Genomic DNA, 20,350 nt, shown 5'->3' with positions numbered 1-20,350 from the left:
TTTACCCGCCAAATAAAATACCGGCTTAATCGCCGGTATTTTTTTAGAGGTCAGAAATGAAAGTAATCATTGTCGTCATGATGGCATGCCTGCTCAGCGGCTGCGGCAGCATTATCAGCCGCACCATCCCCGGGCAGGGCCACGGGAATCAGTACTATCCCGGCGTACAGTGGGATGTTCGTGATTCCGCATGGCGCTATCTCACCGTGCTCGATCTGCCGTTTTCGCTGATTTTCGACACGCTACTGCTGCCCATCGATGCCAGCCACGGCCCTTACAAGTAACGACAGCTTATCGCTCGTCCCATTCATCCGCTGCGGCCTGACCCTCTTCGGTATCCAGCGGCGGTTCAAGCTGAAACTCACCTTCGTCCCATTCGTGCAGCGTATTTTCTTCCAGCCACTCCTGACGTAACTCAATTTCGTCATAGTCGCCGTCGAAAACCGCCTGCGCACCTTCACCACTCAGTATTGGCAGACATTCACCATCTTCACCCTCATCAGCAAAGAATTCGGCCTGCCACATAATATCGCCGTCCTGTAGGACGTATTTTTGGATATTGAGTTGTTGCACGTCAGCATCTTCTTCCTCAATGCCGGGATTATCGGCGAGGAACTCTTCGCGAGCGGCATCAATTGCTTCTTCCAGCGTGGCGTACATGGTCATTGGTGTCTCCCTGTTTTTCGTGAAGGTATTCAGGGAAAGAATAGCTGATTATATGATTTTGCAAGTATGAATGCGTAAATTAGCCGTCACGATGTTGTGTTATGCGCCCCGGGCGTAACGCCCGGGATAAACTGAGCCAGGAATAAACGGCGTTGAACAGCACAACGCCTGCCGTCACGATGAAGACCGCCCGGAAACCGAAACTGGCCGAAATCCCCGCGCCCACCAGCGGTCCGGTGACGTTACCCAGATCGCGAAACGACTGGTTGTAGCTGAAAATACGTCCGGCTATCTGGTTGGTGGAGTTATAGACCAGCAGCGTCTGTACAGCCGGAAGCAGTGCGCCATCCGCAGCCCCCAGCAGGAAGCGCAGGACGCCAAGCTGCCACGGAGTCTGCACCATCGCCATGGGGATCAGCAGCAGGACGGAGACGATCAGGGCACAGATCAGGATTTTTTCCGGGCCAATACGATCTCCCAGCTTGCCGAGCCGCGGTGCGCTCAGCAGCGCGGCCACGCCGGGAACAGAGGCGATCAGGCCGCTGATAAAGGCGATATTGCTGACGTTGCCGGCCAGGTCGCGGACATAGAGCGTCAGAATCGGCGCGATTGAACCGGTGGCCACCTGGATAATCATGGTGGTTACAAACAGGCTCAGCACCAGCTTTGGGTTTTTCAGCGAAGCCAGCACATCACGGGCGTGCAGCATCTCTTTTTTGGCCACGGGCGTGAAATGCTCGCGGATGCAGATAAGCGTCACGAGGAAACAGAGGAATAGCACGCTGGCGGTTATGAAGAATACCGGCCGAAGCCCGTAGTGGTCGGCCAGCAGCCCGCCTGCCAGCGGACCCAGCAGTGCGCCGCTGACACCGCCAGTGGAGAGCGTGCCCAACGCCCAGCCGCTTTTCTGGCGCGGGATTTGGGTGGCGATCAGGGCGTTGGCGTTAGGGATAAATCCCCCGAGCAGGCCCAGAAGCGCGCGTAATATCAGGAACTGCCAGACGTTCTGCGCCACCCCCATCAACAGCATAATGATCGCCATGCCGAGCGCGGAGCGCAGCAGCATAATTTTGCGGCCTTTACGATCCGCCAGCCCACCCCAGAACGGCGACGCAATGGCGGAGAACAGGAACGTAATGCTGAACACCAGCCCGGACCACATATTCAGTGCGCTATGACCGGTGACGCCGAGCTGTTCCACGTAGAGGGGCAGGAAGGGCATCACCAGGCTAAAGGCGGCGCCAGTAAGAAAACAACCCAGCCACGCAACCGTCAGGTTACGTTTCCAGTTTATGGGGGCATCTGTGGGGGACATAACTATCCGCATAATGAGGTGCAGGGCACCGTAAACAGTGAGGTAATAAGCCTGCTAATTATGCGCCTGGGGTATGATTGCCGCAATGACGGGGAGCTTTTAAAGCTAAAACAACATGCGGCCCGGAAGGCCGCATGCAGATTAATACCGGGAAGGGACGCCCTGAGGCCGGGTTTTGAAGCGGCGATGCAGCCACATGTACTGCTCCGGGGCGAGCATAATGCATTTTTCGACAATGCCGTTCATCCACCGCGCGGTGGTTTCCGCATCAATCAGCGGTGGCGCGAGTTCCGGCTCCAGCATGATGAGCTGATAGCCTGAACCGTCTGGTTTACGGCGCGGTACAAACGGCACGATAGCCGCTTTGGACATTCGCGCCAGCATCCAGGTCCCGGTCGTCGTCGCGGCATCGTCCACCGCAAAGAACGGAACAAACACGCTGGATTGCGGGCCATAGTCATGATCCGGGGCATACCAGACCACTTCACCTGATTTCAGGGCGCGGATCATCCCTTTCAGGTCTTTGCGGTCGATCATGCTTTTATTGGAGCGCATGCGTCCGTTGGTCTGGATCAAATCGATTACCGGATTATCGTTAGGACGATAAACGCCAATACCCGGCGCCTGCATGCCGAACATCCGCGCGCCAATTTCGAGCGTCAGGAAATGAACGCCAATCAGCAGGACGCCAGTCTGGTTGGCCTGAAGAGTATGCACCGGATCCATGCCGGTCCCGGCCACTTCCGTCCAGCGCGCCATGCGCTTATCCGACCAGAACCAGGCCATACCGGTCTCCATCAGCCCCATGCCGACCGATTCGAAGTTTTTAACCACCATGTCGTGGCGCTCAGATTCGCTCATATGAGGAAAGCAAAGCTCAAGGTTGCGGTAGGCGATCCTGGCGCGACGTTTCATAACCTGTTGAGCAATGCGGCCCAGTCCTTTACCCATGCGGAAAATGACGGGATAAGGCAGCTGTACAATAAGCCACAACAAGCCAATGCCTGACCATGTTAACCAATAGCGGGGGTGCAAAAGCGCGGCAGTAAATTTCGGTAACTGGGTCATGTCTGTCCTGTGTTCTAACGTCCTGAAGGGCTATTGTCTCATTTTTTAGGGCATAGCCAAAATGTCTGTCATCGAAACCTGAAAGAACAGGCAACTGTTAAGTATGATTTATCAGATTGACTGAAATGTAGCGTAAATTGTGTGGATGTAAATTGTCTTTGTTTGCTATATGATGCCGACCGATTTTTATTTCTCAACGATTGCAGGACTTGTACACCATGCCAGTGTTACACAACCGCGTTTCGAATGAGATGTTGAAAGCGCGCATGTTGGCCGAAACCGAACCGCGCACGACAATCTCTTTCTATAAATATTTCACCATCGACGATCCACAGGCGACCCGCGATGCGCTTTACCAGGCATTCACCGCCCTGAATGTGTTTGGCCGCGTCTATCTGGCGCGTGAGGGGATTAACGCGCAAATCAGCGTGCCGGAAAGCAAAGTCAGCGCCTTTCGCGATCTCCTCTACGGATTTGATCCGGCGCTTAACGGCTTACGCCTGAACATTGCGCTGGATGATGACGGCAAATCATTCTGGGTGCTGCGCATGAAAGTGCGTGAGCGTATTGTGGCGGATGGTATTGACGATCCGAGCTTCAATGCCGCTAATGTGGGGGAGTACCTCAAGGCCGCTGAAGTGAACGCCATGCTCGACGATCCGGATGCGGTGTTCATCGATATGCGTAACCACTACGAATATGAAGTGGGGCACTTCGAAAATGCGATGGAAATTCCTGCCGATACCTTCCGCGAACAACTGCCGAAAGCCGTTGAGATGATGCAGGAGCATAAAGACAAAAAGATCGTGATGTACTGCACCGGGGGGATCCGCTGCGAAAAAGCCAGCGCCTGGATGAAGCACAACGGTTTTAATAAAGTCTGGCACATTGAGGGTGGGATCATTGAATATGCCCGCCGCGCTCGTGAGCAGGGTTTACCGGTGCGTTTTATCGGTAAGAACTTTGTTTTTGATGAGCGTATGGGCGAGCGAATTTCCGAGGACGTGATCGCGCACTGCCACCAGTGCGGTACGCCGTGCGACACGCATACCAACTGCAAAAACGACGGGTGTCATCTGCTGTTTATTCAGTGCCCTGCATGTGCCGAGAAATTTAATGGCTGCTGTAGCGAGCTGTGCAGTGAAGAGAGTATCTTGCCAGAAGAAGAGCAACGTCGCCGCCGTGCCGGGCGCGAGAACGGGAACAAGATCTTTAATAAATCCCGGGGCCGACTGAATACCAAACTGGGTATTCCGGACCCCGAGTAAAACACTGCCCGGCGGCGCGAAAGCCTGCCGGGCCTGTTTTATGATTTCTGCTGAACGCCTTCCACCGAAATAATCAACTCCACATCCTGCGATGCCGGGCCTAAATCGGTGGTGATATTAAAATCTTTCAGATGAATTTTGCCTGCGGCTTCAAAGCCAGCACGTTTGCCACCCCACGGATCGTCGCCCTGTCCCATTAATTTGGCATCGAGTGTGACCGGTTTCGTCACGCCATTCAGCGTCAGGTTACCGGTAATAGCGAGCTTATCACCGTCTTTCTTCACTTCTGTCGACGCAAAAGTAGCTTGCGGGAATTTACCCACGTTCAGGAATTCAGCGCTGCGCAGATGTTTATCACGCTCGGCGTGGTTAGTATCGACGCTGTTGGTATTAATGGTGACGTTCACTTTATCGGCAGCAGGGTTTTTCTCGTCGAAAGTAAATGTGCCATCGAAATCATTGAATGTGCCATATAACCAGCTGTAACCCAGATGCTGAATACGGAAATTGACGAAGGCATGCTGACCCTCCTTATCAATTTTATAGTCAGCGGCAATGGCCGAACCGGTGGTAAATAGCAGCGAACCTAATGCGATACCCAACAGGCGTTTTTTCATTTTATGCTCCAGAGTCAACTGACGAACGGCCTAGCATGCGCTTCAGCGTATCGTCTTTATCAATAAAGTGGTGTTTCAGGGCCGCAAGGCCATGCAGGACAGACAGGATCACTACGCTCCATGCCAGCCACAGATGAACCACACCGGCGGTGTCAGCCTGTGAACCGGCGTCAGTCAGCGTGGCAGGGACGTCAAAAAGCCCAAACACGCTGATCGGTTTGCCGTCTGCGGTCGAAATGAGATAGCCGCTGATCAGAATGGCGAACAGCAGGGCATAGAGAGCGATATGTGCGCCAATAGCGCTTATGCGGGTAAGTCGGCCATGGCTTTTGGGGGCGGGAGGGGGCGTAGAGACATGTCGCCAGATCACGCGAAAAACCAGACCCATCATCAGCAGAACCCCAATGCTTTTGTGCAATTCGGGGGCCTGATGATACCAACCGTCATAATAGCTTAATGTCACCATCCAGAGGCCGAGACCAAACATGGCATAGACGGCAAGTGCAAATAGCCAGTGTAAACACATGGATATTATTCCGTAGCGGCTGGAGGAGTTACGCCATTGCATATGAATTTCCGTTCTCAAATGACTGAGCAATAAAAATGGCCGGATTAAATAAATAATGCAACTGAAAAAAATGAATAATGTTTTTTATTTAATTTATTTCAGCGAATTTGAATGTTTTTCCGCAATGTATTTCAATCGCTTCGTTCAATAAATTTGAGGTGAGGTTTTTTTAAAAATTATAGGTTAAATAAGTTTAAAGGAGTGTCAATAAATGTCAGTGAGGTTTTTCAGAAGAATACAATATAAATGACATCAATGATCGCCAGCAGCGACCAAAGGACAATGTAGAGCATGAAATGCTCGCGGATGTTATTAATGAGGTAATTCACCAGTCTGCGCATCTCGCCCCTCTCGCTAAACAGGCTCCGGTTATTCGGAGCCTGGAGCGGTATTATCGGTTAAAGCGCGAGAGCGCGAAGGGCTTGAGATCAAACGAAGGCGTGATCCCCTGAGCAAACTGGGCGGCAATTTCCCCTAACACCGAGGCAAATTTAAACCCGTGACCACTAAGCCCGGTTACAAGCAGGGTGTTGTCGTGTCCGGGCAGGGTGTCGATGATGAAGTCTTCATCCGGCGTGTTGTCGTAGGTGCACGCTGCGCCGTAAAGCAACCCGCCTACGCCTGGCAGGATATTTCGCAGGAACGTGAAGGCTTCGGAACCATCCTGCGCATAAGCGCCGTATGGCTTGCGTTCTTCCGCGGAGGAAATGACCTGTCCGCCGTTATGTTTGCCAATCTTGAGCGCGTCTTTTTCAGAGGGGAAACCGTAGAACTGATCGCCATTGGGTAACTCGCCGGTAAACGCCGGGAATTTGTTCTGGCTGCTGTAACGCCCGTCCGACTGGAACCATGAGAAGACTTTGCGCACCGGCTGAATGGGCAGGTCCGGCAGCAGTTTCGTCACCCACGTTCCCGCACTCACCAGCAGGCGCGTGGCGGTATATTCACCCTCAGAGGTGTTGACGGTGGAACCTTCCACATGGTGGGTGATACCCGTGACCGGACAGTTGAACAACTGCGCGCAGCCCGCTTTAGCGGCGAGATCAATCCAGGTTTTAATGGCCGTTTCGCTGTGCAGTACCCCGGAATTGGCTTCAAACAATCCAATGTAGTCTTCCGGGACAGAAATTTCCGGCCAGCGCGCCATGATGCCGTTCGCATCCAGACGCTCGACGTCCAGGCGGTAGGCTTTCGCGCTCTCCTCGACGGTCGCCAGAAACGTGGAGTTGGCTGGACCAAGGTTAATGATCCCGGTGCGCTCAAAAATGCGTTCTTCGGTGAGTGCGGCCAGCTCATCCCACAGCGTCTGAGCCCGAAGCACCAGCGGTACATAACGTTCACCTTCACCGTAAGCGTGACGGATCAGACGGGTATTGCCGTGATGGCTTCCTTCAGAGTGGGGAGGGAGGTGGGCATCAATCATCAGCACTTTCAGGCCCGCCTGCGTTGCGTAATAACCGGCGGCAGATCCTACGGAGCCGCTTCCGATAATGATCAAATCGTATTTCATAGGCTTCTCTTTACTAACGCTTTGTTAGCAGAGTAATTAACTATGGGGGCTTATACAAGAACGAAATAAATAAGGCACCGCGAGGGTGCCTGTTGAGTGAAAAGGAGCATAAGGGTTAATGCCGTTTATACTCATTTTCCTGATAGTCGCCAGATTCTATTTTTGCAATGCCTGCTTCCAAAATAGAGATAAACTGACGGGCGACGTCTGTTGTAAGCCACAGCGTCTGTCCAACTTCCGCTTCATCACGGTTTTGCTGATTTGGGGTCTGGTAGTGCAAACGCAGCATCAGCGCATCGTAGCTGTCTACGGTGCTGATATCCCAGCCAACGAGCGGATGGGTCTGGATGACATCACTATTCTTTTCCATTATAACCCCCTTAATGCGTGTTAGAAGACAACGACTTTGAGGTTCAATGCATGTTTTTCTGAAAGCAATTTCAGTATATCAATTAATAAGGGTTAAGAAGGAAAAAATAAACGGGTAGCAACACATTTTTCTGCTTTTTAGGATTGTTCGAACAATAAAACGCCATCTTGTTCACGATTTTCTAAGAAGATGCTGAAATAATTTGAACTTTCAGAAGACGAAACGAAAAAAAGCCGGGGCGACCCGGCAAAAAAACACAATGAGGGAGCAAATATTAATCAGTGATGAACCAGTCGTCGGCGCTTTCCCATGTTTCCTGCAAAATTTCGCTGATACGTTCTTTATCTTCTTTCGCGCCGCCGATGACGGAAAGATGGTTTGCCGTCGCATAACGTACCGTTACGGCGCCATCGTTTTCAGGAAAAGTGCTGTTAATACGTCGGGATAGCTCACCTGCCAGAGCGTCGAGTGCGCCAGCAGGCAGGACGGTGGTTTTGGCAATGGTGACTTCAATACGCATAAATGCCCCCTGTGTAATATACTGTTTATTTATACAGTTATCTTGTCTGTTTGGCAACAGGGGGGACGATTTTTTTAGCGTTTTACCGACCAGCTTACGGTTTCACCGGCCAGGAAGGGGATCAGCGTATCATCGGTAAGTGCAATCGATGCTTCAACCTGGCTGTCTTTACGCTCCAGCTCAATGAACGTGTCATTGACGGGCAGACCGTAGAAACGTGGGCCGTTGAGGGAGCAGAAGGCTTCGAAATAGTCTAATGCATTCATCTCTTCAAACACGGTTGCGTAACTTGCCAGGGCGGTCGGCGCGTTAAAGCAGCCTGCACAGCCGCAGCTCGCCTCTTTACGGTGACGGGCATGCGGGGCGGAATCCGTGCCGAGAAACGCGCGAGGGAAGCCGCTGGCAACCAGCTCACGCAACGCCTGCTGGTGAATATTGCGCTTGAGGATCGGCAGACAATACAGATGTGGACGAACACCGCCCACCAGCATGTGGTTACGGTTAAACATCAGGTGCTGCGGGGTAATGGTGGCGGCAATCAGCTCATTGCCATCCCGGACATACTCTGCGGCATCTTTGGTCGTAATGTGTTCAAACACCACTTTCAGCCCCGGCAGACGCTGGCGCAGCGGCTCCATGACCGTTTCAATAAAACGGGCTTCGCGATCGAAAATATCAATGTCAGCGTGGGTCACTTCCCCGTGCACCAGCAGCGGCATTCCCAGTTTTTGCATACGCTCCAGGACGGGCATGATGGCGTCGATGCTGGTCACCCCATGGCTGGAGTTGGTGGTGGCATTCGCCGGGTAGAGCTTCGCGGCGGTGAACACACCTTCGTTAAACCCGCGCTCAACCTCATTGGGATCCAGCGAGTCCGTCAGGTAGCAGGTCATTAACGGGGTAAAATCGTGCCCGGCCGGAACGGCATCAAGGATACGCTGGCGATAGGCAATCGCGGCCTCGACGGTAGTGACTGGCGGAACCAGGTTAGGCATAACAATCGCACGGCCATAAATTTCGCTGGTATACGGCACGACGGTTTTCAGCATGTCGCCATCACGAAGATGGATATGCCAGTCGTCTGGGCGGCGGATTTTGAGAACCTGGGATTGTACAGTCATGGAAGCTCCGGCTTGAAAGGGATCAGTCATAAGATGGCTGTTTTTGCCGGACACAAATCATAAGCGGAAACGTTTTCGTTTGCACACTATTCCGTTAAAAAAAACGGGCGCCTCAGCGCCCGTCATGTTTAGTCGGTGAAAGGAATGATGATTTCACCCGGTTTCACCTCTATCCCTTTGGCATGTTTTTTCGCCAGAGATTCGCCTTTGCTCTTGTCTTCGCTCAGAACATAGGCAGGCTGTTGGTTAAAGTAGTTCTGCAACGACTGGTTGAGATAAGGCATCAGCGTTTGCAGCACCGGTTTCATTTTATCCGGCGTCACTACTGCATCGACGATTTCCATCTCTTGCAGGAAAATTGCCCCTTTCTCTTTATTGAACACCGGCAGCGCCTTGAGCTTCAGCTTGATGTCCGCTTTCTGATTGCCGAAGAGCGAGGTCATGTCCAGGCTGGCATCGCCGGAAAGGGTGACTTTGTTCGGCTCTTCGCGCCCAATCTGGCTGGCGAGATTCGTCAGGACGATATGCGCATCCGCAAGGCCGGGTACGCCGATATCTTTTGAAAAGTTATTATGTTTTTCCAGCGCCTGATTAATCTCCTGCTCACTGACGGTGTACTGCGTAAGCTGGTTACAACCCACCAGCAGACCACTGACAATTAACGCAGCGGCAATAACGATCTTTTTCATGGCGTTCCTCAACATAAAATCGGCGCATCTGTCCTGATACGCCAGTATGTCAGGGTGATCCTACAGAAACCAGCAGAAAAAACTGATAGTGAAAGGAGGCTATGCGCCAGGCTCCAGCATCCCGCGGGTGCTGCGTTTATCACTGAACTGCCACCAGAGGGCAATCAGCGTCATAAAGCCGACCTTGCCGAGCATGACCCACGGCAGTTCCGGCTGATGAAGCGCTTTTCCGGCATCGAACAGCCAGCCGCCACCGGTATAACCCAGTGCGCCGCCAAGCGCCAGTCCGAGACGGCTGAACCCCATGTAGCTGCCACGGGCCCGGGCGTCGGCAAGTGACGCGCTCAGCGTTTCACGGGCTGGCTCGGCAATGATTGAGCCAATGTAGAAAGTGCAGATCAGCATAAACAGTTGCTGAAGCGAACTCACCAGACCGATGGGCATCATGCTCAGCGTCATCAGCAGCAGTCCGGCCATCAGACGGTGCTCAAGCCGGAAGCGGCGCTCGCTCCAGCGGGCAATTGGATAGAGCAGGGTCAAAGAGAGGCAGGCTTCAATGGCATACATCCATTTCACCGCTGCGGGTGTGCCTGCAATATCGTTAACCATAATCGGCAGCATCAGCATGACCTGCACGGCGAGCATGTAGTACCCGGTCAGCGTTAACACATACGTGACGAAGCGTTTATCGCTCAGCACGCGGTCAAGCCCTTCCCGCACTGGCGCTTTAACCGTCGACAGCTTCCACGCCGGGAGGAACAGACCGTTAAACAGCGCGCAGAGAATAAACAGTACCGCGCCGGTGGCGCAGACCAGACGGAAATCGTATTGCAGCAGCCAGCTTCCCAGCAGAGCGCCCACGACCGCACCGGCGCTGTCCTGCATCATCAAAATTGAGAAGAAGCGGCCCCGGTGTTGCGGACGGATAAGCTTGACCACCAGCGCGGTACGCGGTGGGTCGAAAAGGGTGCCGCCAATTCCGGAAAGGAAACAGGAGAACCACAGTAGCCAGGGTTCATGAGCGATGGCCATGGTGGCGAATCCCGCCGCACGTAACAGCATGCCGGTGACGATCATCGGTTTCGCGCCGAAGCGATCGGCTATTGCGCCGCCAAACACGCCCAGACCCTGTTGTACAAACTGGCGTAAGCCCAGCGCGATCCCGACCATCAACGCCGCCCAGCCCATTTGATCGACAAAACGAATCGATATAAGCGGAAAAACGACAAAAAAGCCGAGTACGACCAGCATGTTATCGACGAGCAGGAAATATTTACCCAGGCTCCTGGCCTGTGATACGCGGGACATTTTCCCTCCAGGGAAAATAAAAGGTGAGCACGTTAACATTCTGCGGTGTCGCCACGCTTTTTCCCATACCCGCTGGCGACAATATTTTTTTATCAAAAAGGTGCTTTGATAGAGAGTTCTCATCGAAAAATGTGAAAAGCGATCAAAATGGTATGTCACTGTTTTCACAGAAGGCACCGGCGCAGGTATAGTAAAGATAACAGGCAGAGCAGAAGCGACGGGAAGGAGTGGTATCGATGTTTGGCTATCGCAGTAATGTGCCAAAAGTGCGTCTGACGACGGACAGGCTGGTCGTTCGTCTGGTGCATGAGCGTGATGCCTGGCGTCTGGCGGATTATTACGCCGAGAATCGCCAGTTTTTAAAACCCTGGGAACCCGTTCGGGACGAGAGCCACTGCTACCCCTCCGGCTGGCAGGCGCGCCTCAGTATGATTGCGGAATTTCACAAACAGGGAAGTGCGTTTTATTTCGCGCTTCTCGACCCTGAAGAGAAAGAGATCGTTGGCATTGCCAATTTTTCAAACGTGGTACGCGGGTCGTTTCACGCCTGCTATCTCGGGTATTCCATCGGCCAGAAATGGCAGGGGCAGGGGCTTATGTTTGAAGCGCTGACGGCGGCGATTCGCTACATGCAGCGCACGCAACATATCCATCGCATTATGGCGAACTACATGCCGCACAATAAGCGCAGCGGAGATCTGCTGGCCCGTCTGGGGTTTGAGAAAGAGGGCTATGCCAAAGATTATCTGCTGATTGACGGCGAGTGGCGGGACCATGTGCTCACCGCGCTCACCACGCAGGACTGGACCGCGGGTCGTTAAGGAGAAAAAAATGAAATATCAGTTAAATGGCGCAGAAGCGCGCGTGATCGGCTGCCTGCTGGAAAAGCAGGTCACGACGCCGGAACAGTATCCTTTGTCCGTGAATGCCGTCACGATGGCCTGCAACCAGAAGACAAACCGTGAGCCGGTGATGAACCTGGGCGAACACGAAGTGCAGGATATCCTTGATGCGCTGGTGAAGCGCCACTACCTGCGCACCGTCAGCGGTTTCGGTAATCGCGTCACTAAATATGAACAGCGCTTTTGTAATTCTGAATTTGGCGATTTGAAACTCAGCGCCGCAGAAGTGGCGGTTATCACCACGCTGCTGCTGCGCGGCGCGCAGACGCCGGGCGAACTGCGCACCCGCGCCTCCCGCATGCATGAATTTCAGAACATGCAGGACGTTGAGCATACCCTGGAGGCGCTGGCCACGCGCGAGGACGGTCCTTACGTCGTCCGTCTGGCCCGCGAGCCGGGCAAGCGTGAAAGCCGCTATATGCACCTGTTTAGCGGCGACGTGGAGCCCTCTGCGCTGGCCGCAGAATCCGATACGGCAGCGTCAAACGACAGCCTGACCGCGCGCGTGGCCGCGCTGGAAGACGAGGTTGCCGGGCTGAAGCAGCGTCTGGATGCGTTACTCGCACATCTTGGAGATTAATCGTGACAACATTACGTATAGGTGTCGTGGGGCTGGGGGGGATTGCGCAAAAAGCCTGGCTGCCCGTTTTAGGCGCCGCGTCAGACTGGACGCTGCAAGGGGCGTGGTCGCCCACCCGCGAGAAAGCAGAGCGTATCTGTAAAACCTGGCGCATCCCTTATGCCGGTTCGCTTCAGGATTTAGCCCGTGAATGTGATGCGGTGTTTGTGCATACCTCAACCGCGACGCACTACCAGGTCGTGAGCGAGTTGCTGAATGCGGGCGTTCACGTCTGCGTGGATAAACCCCTGGCGGAGAATGTGCAGGATGCAGAACGTCTGATTGAGCTTGCCGCGCGGAAAAAGCTGACGCTGATGGTCGGTTTCAACCGCCGTTTTGCGCCGCTCTACCAGCAGCTTAAGGCCCGGTCCGGCTCGTTTGCCTCTCTGCGTATGGATAAGCACCGTACCGACAGCGTGGGGCCGAACGATCTGCGCTTCACGCTGCTGGATGATTATCTGCACGTCGTGGATACGGCCCTGTGGCTGAGTAACGGACATGCACAGCTGCAAAGCGGCACGCTCCTGACCAACGAGCAGGGTGAGATGGTCTATGCCGAACATCATTTTGCCGTTGAGCATTTGCAGGTAACGACCAGCATGCATCGTCGGGCGGGCAGCCAGCGCGAGTCCGTGCAGGCCGTAACGGATGGGGCGCTGTATGACGTTACCGATATGCGAGAGTGGCGGGAAGAGAAGGGCAGCGGCGTGGTCGCGTTACCCGTTCCCGGCTGGCAGAGCACGCTGGAGCAGCGTGGTTTTGTGGGCTGCGCACGTCACTTCATCACCTGCGTGCAGAATCAGACAGTTCCTGAAACGTCCGGGGAGCAGGCTATTCTGGCGCAGCGCATCGTGGAACGACTCTGGCGCGAAGCCATGAGCGAATAATTCACTGTTACATCTGCCGATAGTAATTCGTTGAAATCCGGTTAGACTAAGCGCCGCTTGTTGGCTTTGCCGGGTGGCGCTTTCGCTTACCTGGCCTACAAATCCGTAGGGTTGTGGAACTTCACGTTAATGAACTTATTAAAATCGCTGGCGGCCGTCAGCTCGATGACCATGTTTTCCCGCGTGCTTGGCTTTGCGCGCGATGCCATTGTGGCAAGGGTATTTGGTGCAGGGATGGCGACCGACGCCTTTTTCGTCGCGTTTAAGCTGCCGAACCTGTTGCGCCGTATTTTTGCCGAAGGGGCCTTCTCGCAGGCATTTGTCCCGATCCTCGCGGAATATAAAAGCAAACAGGGCGAAGATGCCACCCGCGTCTTTGTGGCCTACGTTTCCGGATTACTGACGCTGGCGCTGGCGATCGTGACCGTTCTGGGGATGCTGGCAGCACCCTGGGTGATCATGGTGACGGCGCCGGGTTTTGCGGACACGGCGGATAAATTTGCCCTGACCACGCAACTGCTGCGTATCACCTTCCCCTACATCCTGCTGATTTCACTGGCGTCGCTGGTGGGGGCCATCCTGAATACCTGGAACCGCTTCTCCGTTCCGGCCTTTGCCCCCACGTTCCTTAACGTCAGCATGATTGGCTTTGCGCTTTTCGCCGCGCCGCATTTTAACCCACCGGTGCTGGCGCTGGCCTGGGCCGTGACCGTCGGCGGGGTGTTACAGCTTGCTTATCAGCTTCCGCACCTGAAAAAGATCGGCATGCTGGTTCTGCCGCGCATTAATTTCAAAGATGCGGGCGCAATGCGCGTTATCAAACAGATGGGACCGGCGATACTCGGCGTGTCCGTCAGCCAGATCTCGCTGATCATTAATACCATCTTCGCCTCTTTCCTGGTGTCTGGCTCAGTATCCTGGATGTACTACGCCGACCGCCTGATGGAGTTTCCGTCCGGGGTGCTGGGCGTGGCGCTGGGGACTATTCTGCTGCCGTCCCTGTCGAAAAGTTTCGCCAGCGGCAACCATGACGAATACTGTCGCCTGATGGACTGGGGGCTGCGTCTCTGTTTTCTGCTGGCGCTGCCAAGCGCGGTGGCGCTGGGGATCCTGGCGAAACCGCTGACGGTGTCGCTGTTCCAGTATGGGAAATTCACCGCCTTTGATGCCGCCATGACCCAGCGTGCGCTGGTGGCTTACTCGGTGGGGCTGATGGGGCTGATTGTCGTGAAGGTGCTGGCGCCGGGCTTCTATTCACGTCAGGACATTAAAACGCCGGTTAAGATTGCCATTGTGACGCTGATCATGACGCAGCTGATGAACCTGGCGTTTATCGGACCGCTGAAACACGCGGGTCTGTCATTGTCGATTGGTCTGGCGGCCTGTCTGAACGCCGGGCTGCTGTACTGGCAACTGCGTAAGCAGGATATCTTCACACCGCAGCCGGGCTGGGCAAGCTTCCTGCTGCGTCTGGTGATTGCTGTAGTGGTGATGGCGGCAGCGCTGGTTGGCATGTTGTATGTCATGCCTGACTGGGCGCAGGGCACCATGCCTTATCGCCTGATGCGTCTGATGGCCGTGGTGGCCGTCGGTGTGGTGGCGTACTTTGCCACGCTGGCGGTGCTTGGCTTCAAGGTGAAAGAGTTCACCCGCCGCACGGTATAAACGCCAAAAGGGGAGTTCACCAGAAGGTGCTCCCCGTTTTATGACGTGCCGCTACTGCGTCAAATCGAAATCTTTTTCCCGCCCGTGATACGTGTCGTGGCCGTCTGACCATCCGCACCGTACAGCCCCGGCTCTTTATAGGGCTTTAACACTTCAAGCGCCTGCTGATTACGGATAATCTGACCTTCCAGCAGCCAGCCGTTGTGCTGGTTGAGATCGCGAAGATGCTGGGTTTTTTCTGTAATGGTCTGCCAGCGTTCATTGATCTCATCATTGGCGCTGCGTTTCGCGTCTTGCTCAGCGCGTCGCTGTTTTTCCAGATAATCCAGGGTCGCCAGCAGCGAGCTTTTATCTTCAGTAATGCGTTGCAACGCGCTGCCGTTGATTTGACCAGAAGAGAGGTGGTGCTGTTCTGCATCCATCACCGTTTTCAGGTCGTTCAGGACCACCGTCATCTGATCCAGTATTTCTGACAGTCGACTCATACGGTTAGTTACTCTGGAGGAAACTCTGTGCGTCCTGAATCAGCGCATCAGCGATTTTGCTGGTATCCATTTTCAGTTCGCCGTTACGGATAGCCGTTTTCAGCGCTTCAACACGTTCCATGTTGATATCGCTGCTGCCTGGCTGCATCAGCTTCGACTGCGCATCGCTCAGCGTGACGCTGGTGCTGTTAGCCGTCGACGTTTTTTCCAGACGCGTTTTTTGCGGGGCAGCCTCATTCGTTTCGCGAGGTTGTACAGTGCTAACCGGCTTCAGGGCTGATGTACGATCAATGCTCATAGTGTTGTCCTCATCGAGGGTTCGCGGCGTTTGCGCCTGACATCATCATTTGTTGAATATTTATCGGCAGTCGCCGCGAAATCTTTAAAAAGATTACAGGTTAATCAGAATATTCCCATCAGGACCGACCGTGCCGCTGACCACCTGGCCTGAGGACATTCTGACCCGGGCATTTTGCGCCACTGCGGCATTATTCAGCGCTTTTCCTTCGCTGTTGATACTAAAGCCTTCGCCATTAGCGACCACCATCACCTGTTGACCCGCTTTCACCCGCCACGCCTGACGCAGCATGGAGAGCTGTATCGCCTGTCCAGGGGCGACATCGCGCAGGCTCACCGCCTCCTGCGCCTGGTTAATATCCAGCATCGTTCGCGGTGGAAGCTGATCCAGGCGGCCTCGCTTCAGCGTTACGTTGTCAGGTTGCAGCAGGCTGCCCCGGGGAATTGGAACGGCTGCGACAACATAATTGCCCGTCGCCTGAACCGCAACCTGTAAATAGCGTTTTTCATTGGCGCACCGCGCCAGCACGTTCACGTTGCCCCATAGCCGGGTAGTGCCGGTCACGCTAAATGACGGGGCTTCGCAGGAAGGGTAAAGGTTGGGCGGAGTGCGCACGGTCACGCGTACGTCATCACTAAAACCGGCCAGCTTCTGCGCAAAAAATGTATTGAGCTGGTCCTCTAACCCCTCCGCCTGCACCAGAGGGCTTAAAAGCAGTAGGGTCGCCGCCAGGCCACGTTTAAAAGTCCGCATCGCACGTTCCACCATGTCCAGAATTAAGCAAATTCTACCCGCAGTGGTTTTCCATCAACGCAACAAATAGCGACGCATTTTGCGCTTATTCCGTCGATAAGGGAGACGCCTTGAGATTTAAGCTGTGAACTGAAATTTTCTCATCAGCGGAGGAGACATGCTCGATAAACTCGACGCCGCGTTACGTTTTCAGCAGGAAGCGCTCAATTTACGCGCCCAGCGGCAGGAGATTTTAGCCGCCAATATTGCCAACGCGGATACCCCCGGGTATCAGGCGCGCGATATTGATTTTTCCAGTGAACTCAAAAAAGTGATGGAGCGTGGACGTGCCGAAGGAACGGGTGTCTCACTGGCCCTGACATCTTCACGTCATATTCCCGCTCAGGCGATGACCGCGCCTTCGACCGACTTACTTTACCGTATTCCCGATCAACCCTCGCTTGATGGCAACACCGTCGACATGGACCGGGAGCGCACACAGTTTGCCGATAACAGCCTGCAATACCAGACAGGCCTGACGCTACTCGGCGGGCAAATCAAAGGCATGATGACCGTCCTACAGGGGGGCAATTAGTAAATGGCCTTGCTGAATATTTTTGATATCGCCGGTTCGGCATTAACGGCGCAGTCCAAACGACTGAACGTGGCAGCCAGTAACCTGGCCAACGCCGACAGCGTGACCGGCCCTGACGGACAACCGTATCGCGCTAAGCAGGTCGTCTTCCAGGTTGATGCTGCTCCGGGTGCGGCAACGGGCGGCGTAAAAGTGGCGGATGTGGTTGAGAGCCAGGCGCCCGACAAGCTGGTTTACGAGCCAGGCAACCCGCTCGCGGATGCCAGCGGTTACGTGAAAATGCCGAACGTGGATGTGGTCGGGGAGATGGTGAACTCCATGTCCGCGTCACGCAGCTACCAGGCAAACGTCGAAGTGCTTAATACCGTGAAGAGCATGATGCTCAAAACACTCACTCTCGGCCAGTAAAGGAGACACGCATGTCCATCGCCGTAAACGTGAATGACCCGACAAATACCGGCGTCAACAGCACCAGCAGTGCGACCGGTTCCAGCACCCTTACCGGGAGTAATGCCTCCGATTTACAGAGCAGCTTTCTGACCCTGCTGGTGGCGCAGCTGAAAAATCAGGATCCGACCAACCCGATGCAGAACAACGAACTGACCACGCAGCTTGCGCAGATCAGTACCGTCAGCGGCATTGAGAAACTGAACACCACCCTCGGCTCTGTCTCCGGTCAAATCGATAATAGCCAGTCCTTGCAGGCCGCCAACCTGATTGGTCACGGGGTGATGATCCCGGGGACCACGATTCTGGCGGGCACCAGCACCACCGATGGCACCTCAACCACCACCACCACGCCGTTTGGCGTTGAGTTGCAGCAGCCAGCCGACAAAGTCACCGCAACCATCACTGACGCTACGGGGGCAGTGGTACGCACCATTGATATCGGCGAGCTGAAAGCGGGCGTCCACACCTTTACCTGGGATGGCAGCCTGACCGACGGCACGAAAGCGCCAAACGGCTCTTACAACGTGGCAATCAGCGCCAGCAGCGGTACGACCCAGCTGGTGGCTCAGCCGCTTCAGTTTGCCCTGGTTCAGGGGGTCATCAAAGGTAGCGATGGCAACAAGCTGGATTTGGGTACCTCCGGTACCACCACACTCGACGAAGTTCGGCAGATTATCTAAGCCTTCATACTTATCAGGAGTAAGTCATGGCCTTTTCTCAAGCGGTCAGCGGCCTGAATGCTGCGGCCACCAACCTGGACGTCATTGGCAACAACATCGCCAACTCCGCGACCTATGGTTTTAAATCCGGTTCTGCGTCTTTTGCAGATATGTTTGCAGGCTCTAAAGTGGGCCTGGGCGTGAAGGTGGCGGGCATCACCCAGGACTTCACCGACGGGACGACCACCAACACCGGTCGCGGTCTGGACGTCGCCATCAGCCAGAACGGTTTCTTCCGTATGGTGGACGCCAACGGTTCCGTGTTCTACAGCCGCAATGGCCAGTTCAAGCTGGATGAAAACCGTAACCTGGTGAACATGCAGGGGCTTCAGTTAACCGGTTATCCGGTTGCGGGCACGCCGCCGACGGTGCAAACCGGTGCGAATCCGCAGGCGATCTCCATCCCAACGACGCTGATGGCGGCGAAGTCCACCACGACGGCCTCTCAGCAGATCAACCTGAACTCCACCGATACCGCGCCAACCGTCGCCTTCGACCCGGCCAACCCTGACTCTTACAACAAGAAAGGCACCGTGACGGTGTTTGACAGCCAGGGTAATGCGCACAACATGAACCTGTTCTATGTCAAAAACGCGACGCCAGCCAACTCCTGGAAGGTGTATTCGCAGGACGGCAGCGTGGCGGGAAGCGCGGTGACGGAAGAAACCACGCTGACCTTTAACGAGAGCGGTGTGCTGACGGGGGGCGGGAGTATTGATATCACCACGGGTACTGTTCCGGGCGCGACGCCAGCCACGTTTGCCATGAGCTTCGCCAACTCCATGCAGCAAAACACCGGTGCAAACAACATCGTGGCGACGAGCCAGAACGGTTATAAGCCGGGCGATCTGGTGAGCTATCAGATCAACGATGACGGCACCGTTGTCGGTAACTACTCCAACGAACAGACCCAGGTGCTGGGCCAGATCGTGCTGGCAAACTTCGCCAACAATGAAGGCCTGAAATCCGAAGGGGATAACGTCTGGTCTGCCACTCAGTCCTCCGGTGTTGCCCTGCTGGGTACTGCGGGTTCCGGCAACTTCGGTACGCTGACCAACGGCGCGCTGGAAGCCTCGAACGTCGATCTGAGTAAAGAGCTGGTGAACATGATCGTTGCGCAACGTAACTACCAGTCCAACGCGCAGACCATCAAAACCCAGGATCAGATCCTCAACACGCTGGTTAACCTGCGTTAAGCAGCTGACGGGAAAGCGCAATGGATCACGCAATATATACCGCGATGGGCGCAGCAAGCCAGACGCTCAATCAGCAGGCTGTTACCGCCAGCAACCTGGCGAACGCCTCCACGCCAGGTTTTCGTGCGCAGCTCAACGCGCTGCGCGCAGTGCCGGTAGAAGGGCTGTCATTGCCCACGCGTACGCTGGTCACCGCCTCCACGCCGGGCGCCGACATGACGCCAGGCCAGATGGATTACACCGCGCGTCCGCTGGACGTTGCCCTTCAGCAGGACGGCTGGCTGGCGGTGCAAACGGCTGACGGCGGGGAAGGGTATACCCGCAACGGTAATATCCAGGTAAGTGCCACCGGGCAGCTGACGATTCAGGGGCATCCGGTGATGGGCGAAGCCGGTCCGTTGACGGTGCCGGAAGGGTCAGAGCTGACCATTGCGGCAGACGGGACGATCTCGGCGTTAAACCCGGGTGACCCGGCTAACACCGTTGCGCCTGTCGGTCGTCTGAAGCTGGTGAAAGCGGAAGGCAATGAAGTGCAGCGTGGCGATGACGGGATGTTTCGTCTGACCCAGGCGGCTCAGGCCACGCGTGGCGCTACGCTACAGGCCGACCCGACCATCCGCGTGATGTCCGGCGTGCTGGAAGGCAGTAACGTCAAACCGGTGGAAGCCATGACCGACATGATCGCCAGCGCTCGCCGCTTCGAAATGCAGATGAAAATCATCAGCAGCGTCGATGAAAACGCGAGCAAGGCTAACCAACTTCTGGCTATGAGTTAACAGGAC

The 20,350-nt window shown here is 54.9% G+C and carries 26 protein-coding genes; 11 read left to right on the top strand and 15 right to left on the bottom strand.

Features of this window, described 5'->3' with window-relative positions; genetic code table 11:
• The first annotated feature begins 56 nt into the window (after positions 1-56).
• Positions 57-284, top strand: a complete 228-nt coding sequence (locus ACOTX7_RS12580) for a YceK/YidQ family lipoprotein (protein ID WP_221255786.1) — start codon at positions 57-59, stop codon at positions 282-284.
• Between the two features lie 7 nt (positions 285-291).
• Here the strand turns inward: ACOTX7_RS12580 and ACOTX7_RS12575 are convergent, their stop codons facing one another.
• From ACOTX7_RS12575 to ACOTX7_RS12565, 3 genes are all read right to left on the bottom strand, one after another.
• Positions 292-666, bottom strand: a complete 375-nt coding sequence (locus ACOTX7_RS12575) for a MysB family protein (RefSeq protein WP_003858026.1) — start codon at positions 664-666, stop codon at positions 292-294.
• Positions 667-745: 79 nt separating this feature from the next.
• Complete coding sequence (gene mdtG, locus ACOTX7_RS12570) at positions 746-1,981, bottom strand: multidrug efflux MFS transporter MdtG (protein ID WP_047353560.1); 1,236 nt, start codon at positions 1,979-1,981, stop codon at positions 746-748.
• A 141-nt stretch (positions 1,982-2,122) separates the two neighbouring features.
• A complete protein-coding gene (locus tag ACOTX7_RS12565; protein ID WP_006809282.1) occupies positions 2,123-3,049 on the bottom strand; it encodes a Kdo(2)-lipid IV(A) acyltransferase in 927 nt (308 codons plus the stop codon).
• A 218-nt stretch (positions 3,050-3,267) separates the two neighbouring features.
• On the opposite strand from ACOTX7_RS12565, the gene ACOTX7_RS12560 reads away from it, so the two are divergent.
• Positions 3,268-4,317, top strand: coding sequence for a rhodanese-related sulfurtransferase (locus ACOTX7_RS12560; protein ID WP_015570841.1), 1,050 nt, complete (start codon positions 3,268-3,270; stop codon positions 4,315-4,317).
• Between the two features lie 38 nt (positions 4,318-4,355).
• Here ACOTX7_RS12560 and ACOTX7_RS12555 read toward each other — a convergent pair whose 3' ends face one another.
• From ACOTX7_RS12555 to mdtH, 9 genes are all read right to left on the bottom strand, one after another.
• Positions 4,356-4,934: a YceI family protein gene (locus ACOTX7_RS12555; RefSeq protein ID WP_006809280.1), complete on the bottom strand. Its 579-nt coding sequence runs from the start codon at positions 4,932-4,934 to the stop codon at positions 4,356-4,358.
• A gap of 1 nt (position 4,935) precedes the next feature.
• Positions 4,936-5,502 carry a cytochrome b gene (locus tag ACOTX7_RS12550; RefSeq protein WP_221255787.1) on the bottom strand — a complete coding sequence of 189 codons (567 nt, stop codon included), beginning with the start codon at positions 5,500-5,502 and terminating at the stop codon, positions 4,936-4,938.
• A 227-nt stretch (positions 5,503-5,729) separates the two neighbouring features.
• Positions 5,730-5,843: a YceO family protein gene (locus ACOTX7_RS12545; protein WP_003858014.1), complete on the bottom strand. Its 114-nt coding sequence runs from the start codon at positions 5,841-5,843 to the stop codon at positions 5,730-5,732.
• A 50-nt stretch (positions 5,844-5,893) separates the two neighbouring features.
• Positions 5,894-7,012, bottom strand: coding sequence for an N-methyl-L-tryptophan oxidase (solA, locus tag ACOTX7_RS12540; protein WP_221255788.1), 1,119 nt, complete (start codon positions 7,010-7,012; stop codon positions 5,894-5,896).
• A 115-nt stretch (positions 7,013-7,127) separates the two neighbouring features.
• Entirely contained in the window at positions 7,128-7,382 is a 255-nt protein-coding gene (bssS, locus tag ACOTX7_RS12535) for a biofilm formation regulator BssS (RefSeq protein WP_006809277.1), read from the bottom strand.
• A 274-nt stretch (positions 7,383-7,656) separates the two neighbouring features.
• Positions 7,657-7,902, bottom strand: a complete 246-nt coding sequence (gene dinI / locus ACOTX7_RS12530) for a DNA damage-inducible protein I (protein ID WP_006809276.1) — start codon at positions 7,900-7,902, stop codon at positions 7,657-7,659.
• Positions 7,903-7,976: 74 nt separating this feature from the next.
• The gene (gene pyrC, locus ACOTX7_RS12525) at positions 7,977-9,023 is read right to left on the bottom strand and encodes a dihydroorotase (protein ID WP_221255789.1); all 1,047 of its coding nucleotides are present in this window, start codon (positions 9,021-9,023) and stop codon (positions 7,977-7,979) included.
• 128 nt (positions 9,024-9,151) lie between these two features.
• Positions 9,152-9,712 carry a lipoprotein gene (locus ACOTX7_RS12520; protein ID WP_221255790.1) on the bottom strand — a complete coding sequence of 187 codons (561 nt, stop codon included), beginning with the start codon at positions 9,710-9,712 and terminating at the stop codon, positions 9,152-9,154.
• A 99-nt stretch (positions 9,713-9,811) separates the two neighbouring features.
• Positions 9,812-11,020, bottom strand: coding sequence for a multidrug efflux MFS transporter MdtH (gene mdtH / locus ACOTX7_RS12515; RefSeq protein WP_221255791.1), 1,209 nt, complete (start codon positions 11,018-11,020; stop codon positions 9,812-9,814).
• A 236-nt stretch (positions 11,021-11,256) separates the two neighbouring features.
• On the opposite strand from mdtH, the gene rimJ reads away from it, so the two are divergent.
• The 4 genes from rimJ (at position 11,257) to murJ (ending at position 15,093) form a co-directional block, all read left to right on the top strand.
• On the top strand, positions 11,257-11,841 hold the full coding sequence (gene rimJ / locus ACOTX7_RS12510) for a ribosomal protein S5-alanine N-acetyltransferase (RefSeq protein ID WP_047353553.1): 585 nt from the start codon (positions 11,257-11,259) through the stop codon (positions 11,839-11,841).
• Positions 11,842-11,851: 10 nt separating this feature from the next.
• Positions 11,852-12,502, top strand: coding sequence for a YceH family protein (locus ACOTX7_RS12505; RefSeq protein ID WP_221255792.1), 651 nt, complete (start codon positions 11,852-11,854; stop codon positions 12,500-12,502).
• Positions 12,503-12,504: 2 nt separating this feature from the next.
• Positions 12,505-13,428 (top strand): Gfo/Idh/MocA family protein, encoded by a 924-nt coding sequence (locus ACOTX7_RS12500; RefSeq protein WP_047353551.1) that lies wholly within the window; start codon positions 12,505-12,507, stop codon positions 13,426-13,428.
• A 129-nt stretch (positions 13,429-13,557) separates the two neighbouring features.
• Entirely contained in the window at positions 13,558-15,093 is a 1,536-nt protein-coding gene (gene murJ, locus ACOTX7_RS12495) for a murein biosynthesis integral membrane protein MurJ (RefSeq protein WP_039273546.1), read from the top strand.
• A gap of 59 nt (positions 15,094-15,152) precedes the next feature.
• On the opposite strand, the gene flgN is transcribed toward murJ, so the two are convergent.
• From flgN to flgA, 3 genes are all read right to left on the bottom strand, one after another.
• Positions 15,153-15,578: a flagella biosynthesis chaperone FlgN gene (gene flgN / locus ACOTX7_RS12490; protein WP_421626087.1), complete on the bottom strand. Its 426-nt coding sequence runs from the start codon at positions 15,576-15,578 to the stop codon at positions 15,153-15,155.
• Between the two features lie 4 nt (positions 15,579-15,582).
• The gene (flgM, locus tag ACOTX7_RS12485) at positions 15,583-15,876 is read right to left on the bottom strand and encodes a flagellar biosynthesis anti-sigma factor FlgM (protein WP_003858002.1); all 294 of its coding nucleotides are present in this window, start codon (positions 15,874-15,876) and stop codon (positions 15,583-15,585) included.
• 93 nt (positions 15,877-15,969) lie between these two features.
• The gene (gene flgA / locus ACOTX7_RS12480; RefSeq protein WP_221255793.1) at positions 15,970-16,629 is read right to left on the bottom strand and encodes a flagellar basal body P-ring formation chaperone FlgA; all 660 of its coding nucleotides are present in this window, start codon (positions 16,627-16,629) and stop codon (positions 15,970-15,972) included.
• Positions 16,630-16,786: 157 nt separating this feature from the next.
• Between flgA and flgB the strand changes: the two genes are divergently transcribed.
• The 5 genes from flgB to ACOTX7_RS12455 are packed head-to-tail and all read left to right on the top strand — an operon-like array spanning position 16,787 to position 20,344.
• Positions 16,787-17,203, top strand: a complete 417-nt coding sequence (gene flgB, locus ACOTX7_RS12475; RefSeq protein WP_047353550.1) for a flagellar basal body rod protein FlgB — start codon at positions 16,787-16,789, stop codon at positions 17,201-17,203.
• 3 nt (positions 17,204-17,206) lie between these two features.
• Entirely contained in the window at positions 17,207-17,611 is a 405-nt protein-coding gene (gene flgC / locus ACOTX7_RS12470) for a flagellar basal body rod protein FlgC (RefSeq protein WP_003857997.1), read from the top strand.
• 11 nt (positions 17,612-17,622) lie between these two features.
• The gene (gene flgD / locus ACOTX7_RS12465) at positions 17,623-18,333 is read left to right on the top strand and encodes a flagellar hook assembly protein FlgD (protein ID WP_221813565.1); all 711 of its coding nucleotides are present in this window, start codon (positions 17,623-17,625) and stop codon (positions 18,331-18,333) included.
• Between the two features lie 26 nt (positions 18,334-18,359).
• Complete coding sequence (gene flgE / locus ACOTX7_RS12460) at positions 18,360-19,568, top strand: flagellar hook protein FlgE (RefSeq protein ID WP_006809264.1); 1,209 nt, start codon at positions 18,360-18,362, stop codon at positions 19,566-19,568.
• Positions 19,569-19,588: 20 nt separating this feature from the next.
• Positions 19,589-20,344: a flagellar basal body rod protein FlgF gene (locus ACOTX7_RS12455; RefSeq protein WP_006809263.1), complete on the top strand. Its 756-nt coding sequence runs from the start codon at positions 19,589-19,591 to the stop codon at positions 20,342-20,344.
• Positions 20,345-20,350: the final 6 nt, after the last annotated feature.

Source organism: Enterobacter cloacae complex sp. IR5418 (assembly GCF_049238105.1).
GTDB classification, from domain to species: domain Bacteria; phylum Pseudomonadota; class Gammaproteobacteria; order Enterobacterales; family Enterobacteriaceae; genus Enterobacter; species Enterobacter hormaechei.
This window is presented reverse-complemented; position numbering and strand designations above follow the sequence as displayed.